The following is a 14,966-nucleotide window of genomic DNA, read 5'->3' as shown; positions in this document are numbered from 1 at the left end:
GCTGAACGAGTTCACTTCCCCGCACTATTTACCACTCTGTCCTTAACAGCCTCTAAATCCACTTTAGAAAACAAATAATGCTCATTACAAAAATGACAAATCACTTCCGCCTTGCCCTCTGAGATTAAACTTTCCAGTTCCTCCGCACCCAGGGAAACCAAAGAATCCCCCAAACGTGACTTAGAACAGGTACAAGAAAACCTGACAGAACGACGTTCCAACACCTGATAAGAAAGACTTCCCAGCAAACTGCCAAGGAGTTCATCCATACTGTGACTCTCAGCCACTAATTCACTAATTCCAACCTTTATCTGCCCAAGTATATCTTCAAGGGCTTGAATATCCTCTTCCTGAGCTCCGGGTAAGGGCTGCATCAAAAAACCGCCGGCTCCGGCCACATGATAATCTTTTTCAACAAGTACACCCAGCAGCATAGCTGAAGGAATTTGTTCTGATGTCAACAAATAATGAACCAGATCTTCCGCAATTTCTCCGCTCACCAGAGGAACCGTCCCCGTATAAACCTCACCATTCTGCAGACTCCGGCTCAAAGCCAGCTCTCCAGCTCCCACCGCCGCCGCCACATCAAGCTTGCCATTAGGCTTCAAAGGCAAATCTACCCACGGTTCCCGCACATATCCCCGAACCTCTCCAAGAGCATTCCCCACGCTCACAACGCCTTGCAGAGGCCCATCCCCCAACAAGCGCAGCGTAACACTCTCGTCCCCTTTGAGCGAACTCGCTAAAATAAGCGTCCCTGTCATCGACCGCCCCAAAGCCGCCGCAGCAACGGGAGACAGCTCATGACGTCTCCGAGCCTCTTCCACCGTATCCGTCGTCCTAACAGCGACCCAGCGAGCCCGGCCCTCAAACATCGTACCAATCCAAAGTTCATCTTGCTGCATTAATTCTTCGTCCTTTATAACATAATATTTATTATATACCTATAATATCCGAAGAGCTTTGTATTTACAAAGCTCAACCTCAACTTATTTCCACAATTAAAAACAAATTCATCAAACCCACAAACATAACCCAAGCGGCGCCCTCAGCGCCGTTCCCCTCGTTCCCCCGCTTCAAAGCCTCACTCTCACCACCCCCGTCGACCCTTGACCAGGAGGGTGTGATTTTGCAGAGCGAACCATTCAGCAGAGGCGCGTCCAGCGCGCTTAGATTTCGAGGGGAACAGCGGGGCAATGGTTAAATCAAGCGTGCTAGCGACGGCGCTGTGGTGAGCGGCGCAAATCACACCCTCCCAGCTAAAGCGACCACCAGAACCCATCCCTCATGTACCTCAATTCCCACGCTCTCTCCAAGGCAAACATTGCTCACTCCCCGCGGAACATCCTGCAGCAAAACACCATGCTCCAGCGGATAATACAATCCCCGCGTACTCACAACAGCCCTTTCAGACAGAGCCAGCAAGGAAAGCTCCTGCCCTTGGAACGTCGAAAATTCCTCCTGCCCTTGGAGAACCCACATCTCATGCTCAGGATCAACCAAACGTATGCGAATCCCTTGCCGGGCATAACCCAACATCAGGGCCAAATTACCCATAAAATGATCGATACGTTTCCCCGTAGCACCATAGAGCCAAATATCCCGTTCACCCTCGGCTAAGGCTTTTTCCTTTGCCCGCAGAAGAGCCAATTCCAGATCTGTTTCATCTTTTTCACGCGGAAATTGTTCAATAGAGCAACCGGCTTTCCGGCACAAGGTTAAAGTCTCCCTGGAAACCGAATCCAAATCCCCGATAAGCTGATGCGGCGTATACCCTGAGTTCAGAGCGTGATTGGCACCACCGTCAGCGCAGATCAGATAATCAGCCTTTCCCAGAGCTTTCTTACCCCATTCCAGGTCCCAACTGCCATTGGCCAATACCACTATATTCATCCTATTCACTCTGAACCGTACTAGCTGCCCGACGGAGCTTTTCTACGGCAAGCTTCGGATCGGCCTGACCAAATACCGCCGATCCTGCTACCAAAATATCAGCCCCCGCTCGGGCAGCTAAAGGTGCCGTTTCCAAATTGATTCCGCCATCTACTTCGACCACACAGGAAGACTGCTTTTGTTCAATGTGATGATGAAGTACCTGAATTTTGGGAATCACACTCTTGATAAATTTTTGACCTCCGAAGCCCGGATTCACCGTCATTAACAATACCATATCTAAATCTTCAAGAATATATTTAAGTCCGTCTAATTGAGTTGCCGGATTAAGGGCAATTCCTGCAGTAAGTCCCAGTTCCTTAATTTGTTGGACTACACGGTGGACATGACGTGACGCCTCCAGGTGAAAGGTAATGTGATCCGCTCCTGCTGCGGCAAAATCTGCAATAAAACGTTCCGGCTCCTCAATCATCAAATGAACATCAAAGCGCATTTTGCTATGAGGCCTCAGTGCTTTAACCATCGCAGGTCCAAAGGTGAGATTCGGGACAAAATGCCCATCCATAACATCAATATGTAAAACCTCAGCACCGGCATCCTCAACCAAACGAACCTGTTCCCCCAAACGAGCAAAATCAGCGGATAAAATAGACGGGGCAAGTTGAACCATTTTAATATCTCCTTTCGGCAGCAATCACTTCTTGCAAGAAATCCCGATAATGTTCATAGCGAGTTCTGGAAATCTCTCCATTTTCTTGAGCAGCTTTAATCGAACAATCGGGTTCTTTATCATGCAAGCAACTGCTAAAACGGCATTCATGCCGATATTTTTCAAATTCCGGGAAATAGCCTGCCAAATCCTCCCGTTTCATTTTAGGCAGAAAAAGGGAGGAAAAACCTGGTGTATCCGCCAGTAACCCTCCTGCGCAAACCATCAGCTCAACATGACGGGTCGTATGGCGGCCACGCTGGGACTTCTGACTGATTTCACCGGTTTTTAATTGTTTCCCATCCGATAAAGCGTTAAAAAGGCTTGATTTACCGGCGCCTGAAGGACCGGCCAGGACACTGATCTTCTCCTCTAAACGGTTTCTTAATTCCGGTATACCTGTACCTGTTTTATTCGATACCTCAAAAACCGTATACCCTGCTCGGCGGTATATATCCGAAACAAAGGGCTGAGGCTTAGAATCGGGGGATAATGTTTCAGCATAATATTTGTCCAATTTGGTAAAAACGATAATTGGTTCTATTGCCGAATGGGTCACCTGAATTAATAAACGGTCTAAAAGGTTCAGATCAGGTTTGGGCGAAGTCATGGCAAAAACAAGAAGTGCCTGATCGACATTGGCAATGGACGGACGACTCAGAGAATTTAGCCGAGGTTCTGCTCCTTCAATTCTCGCCTTATTATCACTTTCAGGTAAAATTCTCACTCGGTCACCAGGCAGAAAGTCTTGATCTTTAATGCGAAAACGACCGCGCAGAGAACATTCCCATACCCGGTCTTCCGCATAGACATAATAAAATCCACCGTAACCTTTAAGTAAAACTCCTTCGATCATACAATTTCCTCACTGTTAATTTCAGGACCGATCCAGCTAGGGATTCGGCCTGCGCCGGATGGTTTCTTTAGGAATAACACTAAAAATCTGGGCCATAAACATTGAGACGTCTTTATCAATATTCAGCGCCAGAGGCCCAGGGCCATGCGATACGACGATGGTAACCTGACTCCCTTGCTGAACCGTTTCTCCCGGGCTAGGCGAGGTACTGATGACGACATCCTCGGGAATAGTGGTTGAATCTTGAGTTTGTACCAAGGGAACTAAATTATTCTGTTGAAGAATCGTTTTAGCATCTTCAGACGTTTTATTAATCACATTGGGCATGTTAATGCTTACAAAAGGAGATCCATTACTAATCGTCAATTTAATAGGTCCGCTCTTCGGCCAAGTCGCCGAAGGCAGAGGGTCCTGCCGGGCAACATAATCTTTGGGAACGGTTGAACTCGGCTGGGTTTCAAAGGTAATCTTGCCCGTAAACCCAGCGTTTTGAATCATATTAACGGCATCCGCCTTCGACATTGGCGCACTGGTTACATCCGGAAATGTACCAGTGTCCGGACCTTGGCTTACAACGACTTGAACTTCCCGTCCGACTTTTACCGTTGTATCTGCTTGCGGATTCTGTTCAATGATCAGGTCTTTTTCAAACTTATCACTGAACTCCTTCTTGACCTCCGGGTTGAGTTTCAATCCTGCAGATTTAAGATAATCTCCGGCAACCGGTAAAGTCTTGCCAGTTACATCAGGAACTTTCGTCGTACCGACCAGGAGATAATTTCTTAACATTATCCCTCCCACCAAAAGAAGCAATACGACAGCAATTCCTGAGATCCACAGCCAACGTTTTTTCTTGGCTCTAGTTAAAAAACCACGCATATGCTTTTCCGGTTCTGGTTCTGGTTCTGGTTCTGGTTCTTGCTCACGCACACTAATCGGTGCTAAAATCTTGCTCATACCTTGATGAGTCCGGGTTGCTTCCAAATCGTCAACAGGAATTACTTCAGGCCGATTGATTGGACGGCCGGCAAGAAGATGGTTCAAGTCCTCCAAAAGCTCTTTAGCAGAAGCATACCGTTGTTCAGGAGACTTAGCAATTGCCCTCATAATCACGCCCTCGAATTCTTTCTCAACTCGAGGATTGAGCTTACTCGGCAGCGTTGGCTGTTCCTGAAGATGCTTAAGAGCAATAGCAATGGGAGTTTCACCATCATAGGGTACCTGGCCTGTAACCAATTCATACAGAATAATGCCCAACGAATAAATATCCGATTGCTCATTGCTCTGCAGACCTTTAGCCTGTTCCGGTGATAAATAGTGAACGGAACCGATAATGTCCCCTGTATGCGTTACCGTTGCCGATGATACTGCTCGGGCGATACCGAAATCCGTAACTTTAGCGCGTCCATCCTCAGTTACTAAAATATTATGGGGTTTTATATCTCTGTGAATAATATGGTGTTCATGGGCATTTTGAACGGCACTGGATATTTGGCGAGCAAGGTTAATCGCCTGATCTGTGGTGAGGGGAGCATAATCTCGAATAATTTCTTTGAGATTCCGCCCTTCCACGTATTCCATAACGATATATTCAGTATCCCCTTCTTTGCCCACATCATAAACAGAGACAATATTTGGATGAGACAAACTGGCGACAGCCTGGGCTTCCCTTCGAAAACGGCGAATAAAGTCTTCATCAGTAGCAAATTGTTCGCGAAGAACTTTGATCGTTACGACACGATTAAGCAGCTGATCTTTAGCTTTATAAACAATCGCCATCCCACCGGCACCAATACGCTCTAAAACTTCATAACGTCCTCCGAAGATTTTACTCACTATGTTCACCTACTTTCTGGCTAATGCTTCTTCAATAATTTGGCGCGCAATGGGAGCAGCTGCCCCTCCTCCAGTTCCGCCATGTTCTACAAAAACAGCCACCGCAATGCGTGGAGCTTCCGCGGGCGCAAAAGCGATATACCAAGCATGGGTAGGTTCATTGCCTCCCGGCTCCGCGGAACCGGTCTTTGCCGCAACCTGGACGTCCGGCAAAGCCCCGGGAGAAGCAGTTCCATCAGTCACAGCAGTCACCATGGCACTTGTAATTTTATCTGCTTCATCTTTAGAAAGTGCAGTTAGCCAAGGCTGAGGCTCTTGTTCATATTGTACGGTTTGTGAAGGATCAAGAACTCGTTCCACAATGTGGGGAGTCATTATAACTCCATGATTTGCAATACCGGCGGTAATCAGAGCCATTTGAAAGGGGGAAACTAAGACCTCACCCTGTCCAAAGCAGCTTGCAGCAAGAAGATTCGTTGACAGAGTTTCCGGAACCTTAGGCGAATTAGTGATCTGACTCACTGGAACATTTAGTTCAAATGGGATCTTTTGTCCAAAGCCAAATCCTTTAACATCAGACAGAAAACTTTTATCTCCTGCCTGGACCCCAAAGGTCGCAAAATACGTATTACAGGAATCGGCTAAGGCCATGTTGTAGTTAACCCAACCATGAGCCTCTTGGTTTTGTTCCGGAATAACTTGTCCGTTGATAACCGTTGAGCCTTTACAATCATATAGATCCGTAGTGTTTATGCCGCTTCTGAATAAGCTGGCGGAAGTAACTACCTTCATCGTTGACCCCGGAGGATAGAGGGAAAAAGCACGATTATCTAAAGGTTTTTCCTGAGTTTGCTTAATAATATCTTTCCAGTGATCGTCCAAATTTGTCGGGTTGTATCCCGGCTGACTTACTAAAGCAAGTACTTCTCCGGTTTTAGGGTCAATAGCAACAGCCGCGCCCATCTTTCCTTTGAGGGCGTTATAAGCCACACTTTGCAAATGGGAATCTAACGTCAGCACCACATCATCTCCTTGACGCGGCAAAGAAAATAACTGCTGAATCGTCTGGGTAGCTGTAGCATTTTTAACACCCATGAGCCAATTCGCTAAACTTCCTTCAATCCCTGCTGCGCCAAGCCGAACAGTAGAGTAACCAAGAGTGGGCTCATACATTTCTCCATTAGGATAGACGCGAACCTTCTTCCCGTTGATTGTTTGAGTTTGTGCTATTATTTCGCCGTTACGGTCAAAAATTCCTCCACGGGTCACTCGGCTTTCCAGGAGAATTAAGCGTCGATTCGCGGGATTATCCAGGAGAGTATCGGATTGAACCACTTGCCAATAAACAAGTCCCAGACTTAAAACAAAGAAGCTAAAGGCCATTCCTAATGCTACACGACGTACCCCTCGCATTATGTTGCATACTCCCTTCCTCTTGTCTTATTACGCTTAGCTCCCACCGCAGTAGCATTGGAAATATTCAACAATACACCTAAAAGAATAAAATGAACGAGTATAGAACTTCCTCCATAGCTGACCCAAGGCAGCGGGATACCTGTCAAAGGAAGTAATTTTGTCACCCCGGCAAGAATAATTAACGTCTCTGTTCCCAGAAGAATTCCAATTCCGGCAGCCAGAATCTGGCCAAAGCGGTCTTTTGCTCTCAAACTAATTGAAAACGCCCTCATGACCACGATAAGAAAAAGAGCCAGAACAGCCATCGCCCCCGCAAACCCCAGCTCCTCCGCTATGACGGAAAAAATAAAGTCAGTACTTGAGGCCGGCACCATAGAAGCTCCGATTCCATTGCCTAGTCCAGTTCCCAGGATCTTCCCGCCACTAATGGCAAACAGTGATTGAGCGATCTGATATCCCATCCCCGTTGGATCTTGCCAAGGGTTTAACCAAACCAACACTCTAACTCGAACGTGTCTAAAAAGTAAATATCCTGCACTTCCCACCAATAAAAAAATAGGCAGAGAAATTCCTAAATACAGCGCACGTTCCGTTACTACGTAAATCATCAGGACAAATAAAGCGTAAAACACCAGCGCCGTTCCGAGGCTTTTTTGCGCCCCTAAAAGTCCAAGGGAAAAAACAGCCATAATTAGAAAGGGGCCTAACGTTCGCCAATCCGGCAAGGATAACTTTCCTACTTGGACAGTTCCAACTCGCAGCAACTCTTCATTTTCTTCCAGATATGTTGCCATAAACAAGAGTAAGGCAAGTTTTACGAATTCCTCAGGTTCGACACCGATTCCTCCGATTTTCAGCCAACTCGTTGCGCCACCGGCGGCAAACCCAAAGACCAGTGTTACAAACAGTAAACTAACAGCAAGCAATCCCCATAGATAGCGAAACTTACCTAACTGTCGATAATCCCTAACAGCAAATAAAATCGTGTAGAAAATCAGCTGTCCAATATTGGCCCACCAAAACTGGTGCAAAGCTTCATTAGGACTTATGCGTACCAAAAACACCAGCCCTAAGGCCAGAATTGCCTGAACAACCGGAAGGACATAAGGATCTCCTTGGTAATGAAGAATTTCTTCCGCAAAACTTCCCATGAGAATAAGGGCAGTAAATATTAAAGCCTGCCAGAGAAGTTGATCCTTATTACCTCCCCATTTTAGCAGAACCAACCCCAACCACATCATTCCTATAATTATAAAGCGAGAAACGAAACGATAAAGCATCTTCTTACTCCATAATACAGCACAAAGCTGTGAAATTATCCGGTGCGCCGCGCTCTAAAATAAGCTGCCGCAATCTCTCTAAGCGTTCTTCCCAAGTACCTGACTCAGAAAATTCAGCCGCTAATTCCTGATCGCTGATCATATTGGAAAAACCATCTGTACACAACAGAAACACGTCCTCGGAACGCAGAGATATAGCCTGACAATCAACTTCAATTTCCTGATCCGCACCAACCGCCCGCATTAAAACGTGACGTTGAGGATGTTTCTCCGCTTCTTCCAAAGAGATTTGGCCTAAACGTACAAGCTCACCCACTAAGGAATGATCTTTCGTCAAAGGTGTCAGCTCTTCTTGCCGCCACAAATATGCCCGGCTGTCTCCCGCATGGGCGATCAAAACCTTCGTGTCACGAATGAGCAGCGCCGTAAGAGTCGTACCCATTCCAGCATTTTGGGGCTCCGTTGTCGACGATTCGTAAACAACCCGATTAGCCTGAGTAAAGGATTCCACTAGCCATCCTTCCAAATCTTGATCACTCAGCCCTTTTAGCTGAGGGGCAAGCTTTTCTAATTCCCCTAAAGCTGTTGATGAAGCAACTTCTCCAGCCCGATGCCCTCCCATTCCGTCGGCCACGGCAAAGATTCCGTGATCAGGTAATACTAAAAAGGAATCCTCATTATTTTTCCGGATACACCCTTTTTCACTAAAGCTTAGCACTCTCATTTTGCCACCTCGAGTATTGGAATGTGATACTTCCAATTTTCACATAATCTCCAGCGACTAATTGGACCGGAGAATGAATTTGTTCTCCATTAACCCAAGTACCATTCGTACTTCCCAGGTCTTCGACAAAGGTTTTTCCTTTTTGGCAGCGAAAAGCGGCATGATCGACAGAAGCAAAATGATCCGGTAAAACGATATCATTATGTTTGCCGCGTCCCAGACGCAAGCCCTTCCCATCAACTTTAAAAACTTGGCCTCTGGGAAGAGTGTCCGTACCTGTCAAAACCTCTAATCGTCCATAGTCCTGATTCGAACGCTGAAACATTCCTTTCAGCTGCAGGTCAGCTAATAACGCCGTAAAAATCCTAAAGATAAAAAGATAAATCAAGGCGACAAAAACCAGTCGTCCGATCACTGTAACAACTTCCATACAACCCTCCAAATACAATATCAGAGAGCAGCTGAGACAACTCTCTAAAATTACGGCAAGGGTACTTTTTGAATCACGAGAACACTAAGGCCGATCTGAATTCGATCACCGGGAGCCACCGTCTGATGCGTGATTCTTTGACCATTGACAAAGGAACCATTGGTGCTCCCCAAATCATCAAGCCACCAGCCGTTTTCCCCTGAAGTAATTTTTAAATGTCGTCTTGAAACCTCGGGATCCTGGAGCACAAGATCACACTGCCCGTGTCGTCCAATATAGATATCATGATCCGGAATTTTAAAGGATTGTCCCTTATTCGGTCCTTCTATAATTTCGAGAAAGTAATCCGAAATCCTTCCCGCACTGTCCTCTGCACTTAAGTTTGTCATGACACTTTCCCGGAAGATCGTTGTGTTTTCACGCCAATTCGATTCTTTGGGAAAGTCCTTTTCTTTTTCCTCTTCATCTCCCCATTCAACGTCAATAGAATCGTCAAAATCGACTTCAACAATCATTTCCCGGGGATTGACAGTGTCATCAGAATGCAGCTCAATGGCTGGTTTCGATAAGAACGTATACCCCTCACGCTTAGCCTCGGTATATAAATACTTGGACAACTCGATCAGAAAAACCTCGCCAAAACTAGCTAAGGGGCCCCAATCACTGGAATGAAGGTAAACCCGGTATATATTCGGTACGTATACTTGAGAAATACTAATTTGTTTATTCCTAAACATCGCTTTCACCAGTTCTTTAGCCAGTTCAACTGGTTGGAGCCGAGCTCCTCCTTTCTTAAAAGCACCGGTAAAAAGAAACTCAGCCATTCCTTCAAATCGAGTCAATAGGCTCATGGTTACCCTCCCTCCACTGTCGTCGAAGCTGACCACAGGCTGCGTTTATGTCCGCCCCCCGTTCTTCACGCAGGGAGACAGAAATTCCGCCAACTTCTAAATGATGAGCAAATTTCTTCAGTTTTTCAAGGTCAGGACGTTTTAAGCCTGTTCCTGCTACCGGATTAACCGGAATCAAATTCACATGCCCTAATTGGTCTTTTAATAAACGGGCTAAAGCTTCTGCTTCACCAAGATTGGCATTGTCATCCGTCAAGGCTACCTCAAAGGTAATTCTTCTGCGCGTAATTTTTGCATATTCCTTGCATGCTTCCATAAGCTGAGCTAAAGGATAGCGGCGATTCATTGGAACTAAACGGCTTCTTGCCGGATCATTAGACGCATGAAGGGAAATGGCCAAACCCACCTGAGGATTGTCCCTCGCCAATTGAATGATTCGAGGCACGACTCCACTCGTCGAGATTGTCATGCGCCGCATGCCAATATTTAGCCCCCGTTCCTGATTCATAAGCATGATTGCTGAAAGCACTTGCTCATAATTTAACAGAGGTTCCCCCATTCCCATAAAGACAACATTCGTAACCTGAAAGTCCGGGTCTTCCTGACGAATAAAATGCGTTATATCCAGAATCTGACCCACTATCTCTCCAATGGTAAGATCTCTGCGGAAACCCTCCATACCTGTTGCGCAAAAGGCGCAGCCTACTGCGCAGCCAACCTGAGTGGAAACACAAACGGTATGGCGATCCCTTGTCAGCTCACGAGCATAATCCATTAAAACGCATTCGATCATTTCCCCGTCTTGAAGACGAAATAAATATTTTCGGGTACCATCAATGGATCTGCGCTCTTTCACGAGTTCCGGCAGATAAAAACTCAAACGCGATGATAGTAACGTAAGATCCTTCGCACCAATATTTTTGATTTCGTCCCAAGAACGCACCGCTTTTTGTTGTACCCATTGAAATAACTGCGCTGCCCGAAAACGCTTCAAACCAAGCTCTTCGCAAACTGTCTGCAGCATTTCTTCGGTGCAGCTTCGCAGATCGTACATTTCCATAGTTATTATTATTCACCCAATTCGTTCCAGTTAAACTTCTCTTCAAAGAAAACTTATTACTAAAGAAATTCAACGTTTGACCATTACTCATATATCCCTATGTGTTCTGCAAAAAAAAATACCACTATTATTTTGTTCACTTCCGGATTATCTCTAGCCCCTGCGATGAAATTTTGCCAAAAAGAATCCATCGGTGCCATGACGTTGCGGCAAGAGCTGAAGCATCCCCTTAGCGGCTTGTTGAATATCTCTGGTATCCTTAAGTTTAAAAGGCAAATCATCCGCCAAGTTCACTGCCTCAAACTCGGGATGGGCTGAGCGAAATTTCTTGACCAATTCAAAGTTCTCTTCCGGTTCAATCGTACAGGTCGAATAAATTAAATCTCCGCCAACTTCGACACAAGAAGCAGCACGCTCTAAGATCGCAAACTGTAGTAGTGGCAGATCCCAAAGGTCTTGTTCCGCTTTCCTCCAGCGAAGATCTGCTCTTCTCCTAAGAACACCCAGACCGGAACAAGGCGCGTCCACTAAAACCCTTTGTTGGGAATCGAGTCTTATTCCCGGCAGATCGCGCGCATCGCCTAACTGAGTTTCTATGCAGGTTATTCCTAACCTTTGGGCCAGTTGATCAATCAGCTCTAACTTATGGGCGTGAACATCAAACGCCTGGATAATTCCCTCATTATTCATCATTTGGGCCAGATGTGTTGTTTTGCCGCCGGGAGCACTGCAGGCATCCAGAACGTGTTGACCTGCTTCAGGCGCCACAACATGAGCAATTATTTGGGAACTTTCGTCTTGTACAGTAAATAAACCGGCTTTAAACGCTTCCAACCCTTCAAGGGAACCAAAGTTTTGAATCCGTAAACTTTCAGGCACTCGTTCTCCCAATTCGACGGTAATACCGTCTCGAATCAGCAGATCCGCTAAATCCTGACGTGAAATTTTGAGAGTATTTGTTCTGATCCAGGTAGGAGCAGGTTCATTATTTGCTTGGCATAAAGCTTCCGTTTCGTCTCTTCCCCAGCGTTTTAACCAGCGCTGAATCATCCATTCAGGATGAGAATAACGCACGGAAAGATAACGAACTGCATCCCGTTTCGCATCAGGCCAGGGGATATCCCAGCCTTTTGTCAGCACCTTGCGCAGGACGACATTCACTAATCCTGTAAACTTGGCAAAGGATTTAGCCAATTCGACACTTTCATTGACTGCCACAGCCGGCGGCACCTTATCAACGAAGAGAACCTGAAAGGCACCGATTCTCAAAATGGCCCGAACTTCATGGGGAAGGGCTGACATTGGCTTACTCAAATGAAGACGCAGAGCATAATCCAAGGTTAACCTGTGTTTCAATACACCGTTAACCAACAACGTTACGAATTGACGTTCCCGGGAATCGGACAATCTGGTAATAGTTTTTTGCATTAAGAGATTGGCATAGGCTCCTTCCACCTCAACACGGGTCAGTATCTGGACTGCCATCCCTCGTGACGTTTCTCTAGTCATCCCGTCTGCCTTGAGCAATAATTATAAACCTCGCCAACTGGAGCACAGCTGCTAAGGCCGCAGCGACATAGGTCAAGGCAGCCGCATTTAAAACCTTGCGAGCTCCGCGGACTTCCTCACTCCCCAGCAGTCTTTCTTCCTGCAAGAGAACTAAGGCTCTGTGGCTGGAATTAAATTCTACAGGCAAGGTAATTAGTTGAAAGAGTACGGCCAGAGAAAAAAACAGGATTCCTAACTGCAGCAGCCAGCCAAAGCTCGGCAGGAACAATCCGACTAAAATTAATATCGGTCCTGCCCCGCTGCCAAAATTAGCCGCCGGTACAAAGGACGATCTGAGCTGCAAAGGCACATACCCGGAAGAATGTTGCAGAGCATGACCCGTTTCATGAGCCGCAACCGCTACTGAAGCCAGGGAATTTCCATAATATACATCCTCACTCAAACTAATAACTCGCGAGCGAGGGTCATAATGATCCGAAAGATTACCGCGAATAGCCTCCACACCTACATCATACAGTCCCTTGCTGTTTAAGAGTGCTTTCGCTGCCTGAGCTCCGGTAAGTCCCGACTGAGCACGCACTCTAGAGTAATGATTGTAAGCAGAGGAGATTTTATATTGTGCATAAAGGGATAGCAGGATTGCCGGAATTAAAAGAACCATCGTAGGGTCCCAAAACATAGTTTAACCTCCTTTTTCAAATCCCGCATTTAAATACCAAAGAAGTGAACTAACTTAATAAATATTAGGCAGAAACCTTAACTGCGCTCGAAGAAATTGTCTTAACATCTGTTAGTCTCTGACGAAACGACGAGCTCTTTTAACTGAATTTTTCTCCGACTTGACCATGCCTCCCGTTCAAAAAGTCACGCGCAGACATAGAGCGTTTACCAGCCGGCTGAACCTCGAATATCCCTAGAACCCCCTCTCCCGTTTGGACAAGCAGACCCTCATCCAGTACTTCGATGATTTGGCCTGGCTTAGGGAGTAAATCTCCAAGTGAATTTCCCGTCCGTTCAGTAATTGGAGATGTGAATACTGAACTACGCCAAACCTTAAAGTTCTCTTCTCGAAATACTCCAAAGGCCCCCGGCCAAGGATTTAAGCCCCGAATTTTATTATGCAATTCAATGGCCGGCCGTGTCCAATCGAGACGTTCGTGTTCACGGTTTAAAAGAGGAGCATAATTGGATTCTCCTGATTGAGGAATAGAAATCAGGGATTCTTGTTCCAGCTCACGCAGCGTTTCAACCAGTAAATCCCCTCCCAAATCTGCCAATTGATTATGAATTTCTCCCATGGTTGCATCTTGGGAAATCGCGATTTCACGCTTAAGTAAGATATCCCCGGTATCCAGTCCTTCATCCATAAGCATCGTCGTTACACCGGTACGCTTTTCGCCATTGATAATCGCCCAATGAATCGGCGCCGCTCCTCGATATGAGGGGAGCAAAGAAGCGTGTACATTTATGCATCCCTGCAAAGGTAAGTTTAAAATTTCCTTAGAGAGCAGCTGCCCATATGCCACAACAATAATACATTCCGGAGCCAACTCGCGCAAACATTGAACACCTTCAGGCGTTTTTATTTTGGCAGGCTGAAAAATCGGCAAGTTTAATTCTTCAGCGGCAGCCTTTACAGGACTGGGTTTTAACTTTTTCCCTCGGCCTGCCGGCCGATCAGGTTGTGTAAAGACGCCTGCAATCTCATATCCATGGCTGGCCAAGGCTCGCAGAGAAGGTACCGCAAAATCCGGCGTTCCCATGAAAACAATACGCATAACTATTCTCCTTTATTGCGAGGTTCGAAGTTCGAGGCTCGAACCCATAAATTTCATCAATCTAGTTTTGCAACCCTATATCGTGAATCCAACGGCCATTTATCCACTCCAAGACTCCCACTTCTTCAAGTAGGAGTGATCCCCATACCTAACCGTCGTTTACTTCCGATAGGTCTTTTTAGCCAGATCGACAAACATAATTCCCTCGAGATGATCGATTTCATGTTGGAGTGCTCTTGCCATCAAACGATCGGCATGAATATCCACCATTTTCCCCTCACGATTTAACCCTTGAACATGAACTTTCGCCGCCCGCACCACGTCCCCTGTCATATTAGGGACGCTGAGACATCCTTCCTCGGCAACAGACTCGCCCTCTTTTTCTAAGATCACCGGATTTACGAGTTCAAGCAGAACATCTCCAACCTTAATGACGACAACTCTCTTGGAGACACCGATCTGAGGCGCCGCTAAACCTACTCCATCTGCGGCTATCATGGTATCCACCATATTATCCAGGAGTTTGATGATCGAGGGATTAATCTCCTTAACCTCTTTTGCTTTCTCCCGTAATATATCTGCACCTATTTCAACAATTTGATAAACTGCCATAACCAGTACCCC

At 46.2% G+C, this 14,966-nt stretch carries 15 protein-coding genes; all 15 read right to left on the bottom strand.

Going from position 1 to position 14,966, the window contains the following annotated elements; all coding sequences use genetic code 11:
* Positions 1-11: 11 nt before the first annotated feature.
* Positions 12-905, bottom strand: a complete 894-nt coding sequence (gene hslO / locus ACPUYX_RS02735; RefSeq protein ID WP_426378187.1) for an Hsp33 family molecular chaperone HslO — start codon at positions 903-905, stop codon at positions 12-14.
* A gap of 340 nt (positions 906-1,245) precedes the next feature.
* Entirely contained in the window at positions 1,246-1,893 is a 648-nt protein-coding gene (locus ACPUYX_RS02730; RefSeq protein ID WP_426378186.1) for a thiamine diphosphokinase, read from the bottom strand.
* Between the two features lies 1 nt (position 1,894).
* Complete coding sequence (rpe, locus tag ACPUYX_RS02725) at positions 1,895-2,563, bottom strand: ribulose-phosphate 3-epimerase (protein WP_426378185.1); 669 nt, start codon at positions 2,561-2,563, stop codon at positions 1,895-1,897.
* A 1-nt stretch (position 2,564) separates the two neighbouring features.
* Positions 2,565-3,458 carry a ribosome small subunit-dependent GTPase A gene (gene rsgA, locus ACPUYX_RS02720; RefSeq protein WP_426378184.1) on the bottom strand — a complete coding sequence of 298 codons (894 nt, stop codon included), beginning with the start codon at positions 3,456-3,458 and terminating at the stop codon, positions 2,565-2,567.
* A gap of 36 nt (positions 3,459-3,494) precedes the next feature.
* Positions 3,495-5,294, bottom strand: coding sequence for a Stk1 family PASTA domain-containing Ser/Thr kinase (pknB, locus tag ACPUYX_RS02715; RefSeq protein WP_426378183.1), 1,800 nt, complete (start codon positions 5,292-5,294; stop codon positions 3,495-3,497).
* 9 nt (positions 5,295-5,303) lie between these two features.
* Positions 5,304-6,707: a peptidoglycan D,D-transpeptidase FtsI family protein gene (locus ACPUYX_RS02710; RefSeq protein ID WP_426378182.1), complete on the bottom strand. Its 1,404-nt coding sequence runs from the start codon at positions 6,705-6,707 to the stop codon at positions 5,304-5,306.
* Positions 6,707-7,990: an FtsW/RodA/SpoVE family cell cycle protein gene (locus ACPUYX_RS02705; protein WP_426378181.1), complete on the bottom strand. Its 1,284-nt coding sequence runs from the start codon at positions 7,988-7,990 to the stop codon at positions 6,707-6,709. The genes ACPUYX_RS02710 and ACPUYX_RS02705 overlap by 1 nt, the downstream gene beginning before the upstream one ends.
* A 4-nt stretch (positions 7,991-7,994) precedes the next feature.
* Entirely contained in the window at positions 7,995-8,714 is a 720-nt protein-coding gene (locus ACPUYX_RS02700; protein WP_426378180.1) for a Stp1/IreP family PP2C-type Ser/Thr phosphatase, read from the bottom strand.
* Positions 8,695-9,144, bottom strand: coding sequence for an FHA domain-containing protein (locus tag ACPUYX_RS02695; protein ID WP_088228489.1), 450 nt, complete (start codon positions 9,142-9,144; stop codon positions 8,695-8,697). The genes ACPUYX_RS02700 and ACPUYX_RS02695 overlap by 20 nt, the downstream gene beginning before the upstream one ends.
* A 50-nt stretch (positions 9,145-9,194) precedes the next feature.
* Positions 9,195-9,995, bottom strand: coding sequence for an FhaA domain-containing protein (locus tag ACPUYX_RS02690; protein ID WP_426378179.1), 801 nt, complete (start codon positions 9,993-9,995; stop codon positions 9,195-9,197).
* The gene (gene rlmN / locus ACPUYX_RS02685; protein ID WP_426378319.1) at positions 9,973-11,064 is read right to left on the bottom strand and encodes a 23S rRNA (adenine(2503)-C(2))-methyltransferase RlmN; all 1,092 of its coding nucleotides are present in this window, start codon (positions 11,062-11,064) and stop codon (positions 9,973-9,975) included. Before rlmN ends, ACPUYX_RS02690 begins: the two co-directional genes overlap by 23 nt.
* A gap of 144 nt (positions 11,065-11,208) precedes the next feature.
* Positions 11,209-12,564: a 16S rRNA (cytosine(967)-C(5))-methyltransferase RsmB gene (gene rsmB / locus ACPUYX_RS02680; RefSeq protein ID WP_426378178.1), complete on the bottom strand. Its 1,356-nt coding sequence runs from the start codon at positions 12,562-12,564 to the stop codon at positions 11,209-11,211.
* Complete coding sequence (locus ACPUYX_RS02675) at positions 12,557-13,243, bottom strand: zinc metallopeptidase (RefSeq protein WP_426378177.1); 687 nt, start codon at positions 13,241-13,243, stop codon at positions 12,557-12,559. The genes rsmB and ACPUYX_RS02675 overlap by 8 nt, the downstream gene beginning before the upstream one ends.
* Positions 13,244-13,382: 139 nt before the next feature.
* A complete protein-coding gene (gene fmt / locus ACPUYX_RS02670; RefSeq protein ID WP_426378176.1) occupies positions 13,383-14,342 on the bottom strand; it encodes a methionyl-tRNA formyltransferase in 960 nt (319 codons plus the stop codon).
* 159 nt (positions 14,343-14,501) lie between these two features.
* The gene (gene def / locus ACPUYX_RS02665; protein ID WP_088228495.1) at positions 14,502-14,954 is read right to left on the bottom strand and encodes a peptide deformylase; all 453 of its coding nucleotides are present in this window, start codon (positions 14,952-14,954) and stop codon (positions 14,502-14,504) included.
* Between the last annotated feature and the right edge of the window lie 12 nt (positions 14,955-14,966).

The sequence above is a fragment of the Desulfosporosinus sp. SYSU MS00001 genome (assembly GCF_049943955.1).
GTDB lineage: Bacteria > Bacillota > Desulfitobacteriia > Desulfitobacteriales > Desulfitobacteriaceae > Desulfosporosinus.
This window is presented reverse-complemented; position numbering and strand designations above follow the sequence as displayed.

Bases quoted from the DNA above. Each gene is read 5' to 3' on its own strand.
- hslO (WP_426378187.1), bottom strand. From the start codon at position 905: ATGCAGCAAGATGAACTTTGGATTGGTACGATGTTTGAGGGCCGGGCT.
- ACPUYX_RS02730 (WP_426378186.1), bottom strand. From the start codon at position 1,893: ATGAATATAGTGGTATTGGCCAATGGCAGTTGGGACCTGGAATGGGGT.
- rpe (WP_426378185.1), bottom strand. From the start codon at position 2,563: ATGGTTCAACTTGCCCCGTCTATTTTATCCGCTGATTTTGCTCGTTTG.
- rsgA (WP_426378184.1), bottom strand. From the start codon at position 3,458: ATGATCGAAGGAGTTTTACTTAAAGGTTACGGTGGATTTTATTATGTC.
- ACPUYX_RS02710 (WP_426378182.1), bottom strand. From the start codon at position 6,707: ATGCGAGGGGTACGTCGTGTAGCATTAGGAATGGCCTTTAGCTTCTTT.
- ACPUYX_RS02705 (WP_426378181.1), bottom strand. From the start codon at position 7,990: ATGCTTTATCGTTTCGTTTCTCGCTTTATAATTATAGGAATGATGTGG.
- ACPUYX_RS02700 (WP_426378180.1), bottom strand. From the start codon at position 8,714: ATGAGAGTGCTAAGCTTTAGTGAAAAAGGGTGTATCCGGAAAAATAAT.
- ACPUYX_RS02695 (WP_088228489.1), bottom strand. From the start codon at position 9,144: ATGGAAGTTGTTACAGTGATCGGACGACTGGTTTTTGTCGCCTTGATT.
- ACPUYX_RS02690 (WP_426378179.1), bottom strand. From the start codon at position 9,995: ATGAGCCTATTGACTCGATTTGAAGGAATGGCTGAGTTTCTTTTTACC.
- rsmB (WP_426378178.1), bottom strand. From the start codon at position 12,564: ATGACTAGAGAAACGTCACGAGGGATGGCAGTCCAGATACTGACCCGT.
- ACPUYX_RS02675 (WP_426378177.1), bottom strand. From the start codon at position 13,243: ATGTTTTGGGACCCTACGATGGTTCTTTTAATTCCGGCAATCCTGCTA.
- fmt (WP_426378176.1), bottom strand. From the start codon at position 14,342: ATGCGTATTGTTTTCATGGGAACGCCGGATTTTGCGGTACCTTCTCTG.
- def (WP_088228495.1), bottom strand. From the start codon at position 14,954: ATGGCAGTTTATCAAATTGTTGAAATAGGTGCAGATATATTACGGGAG.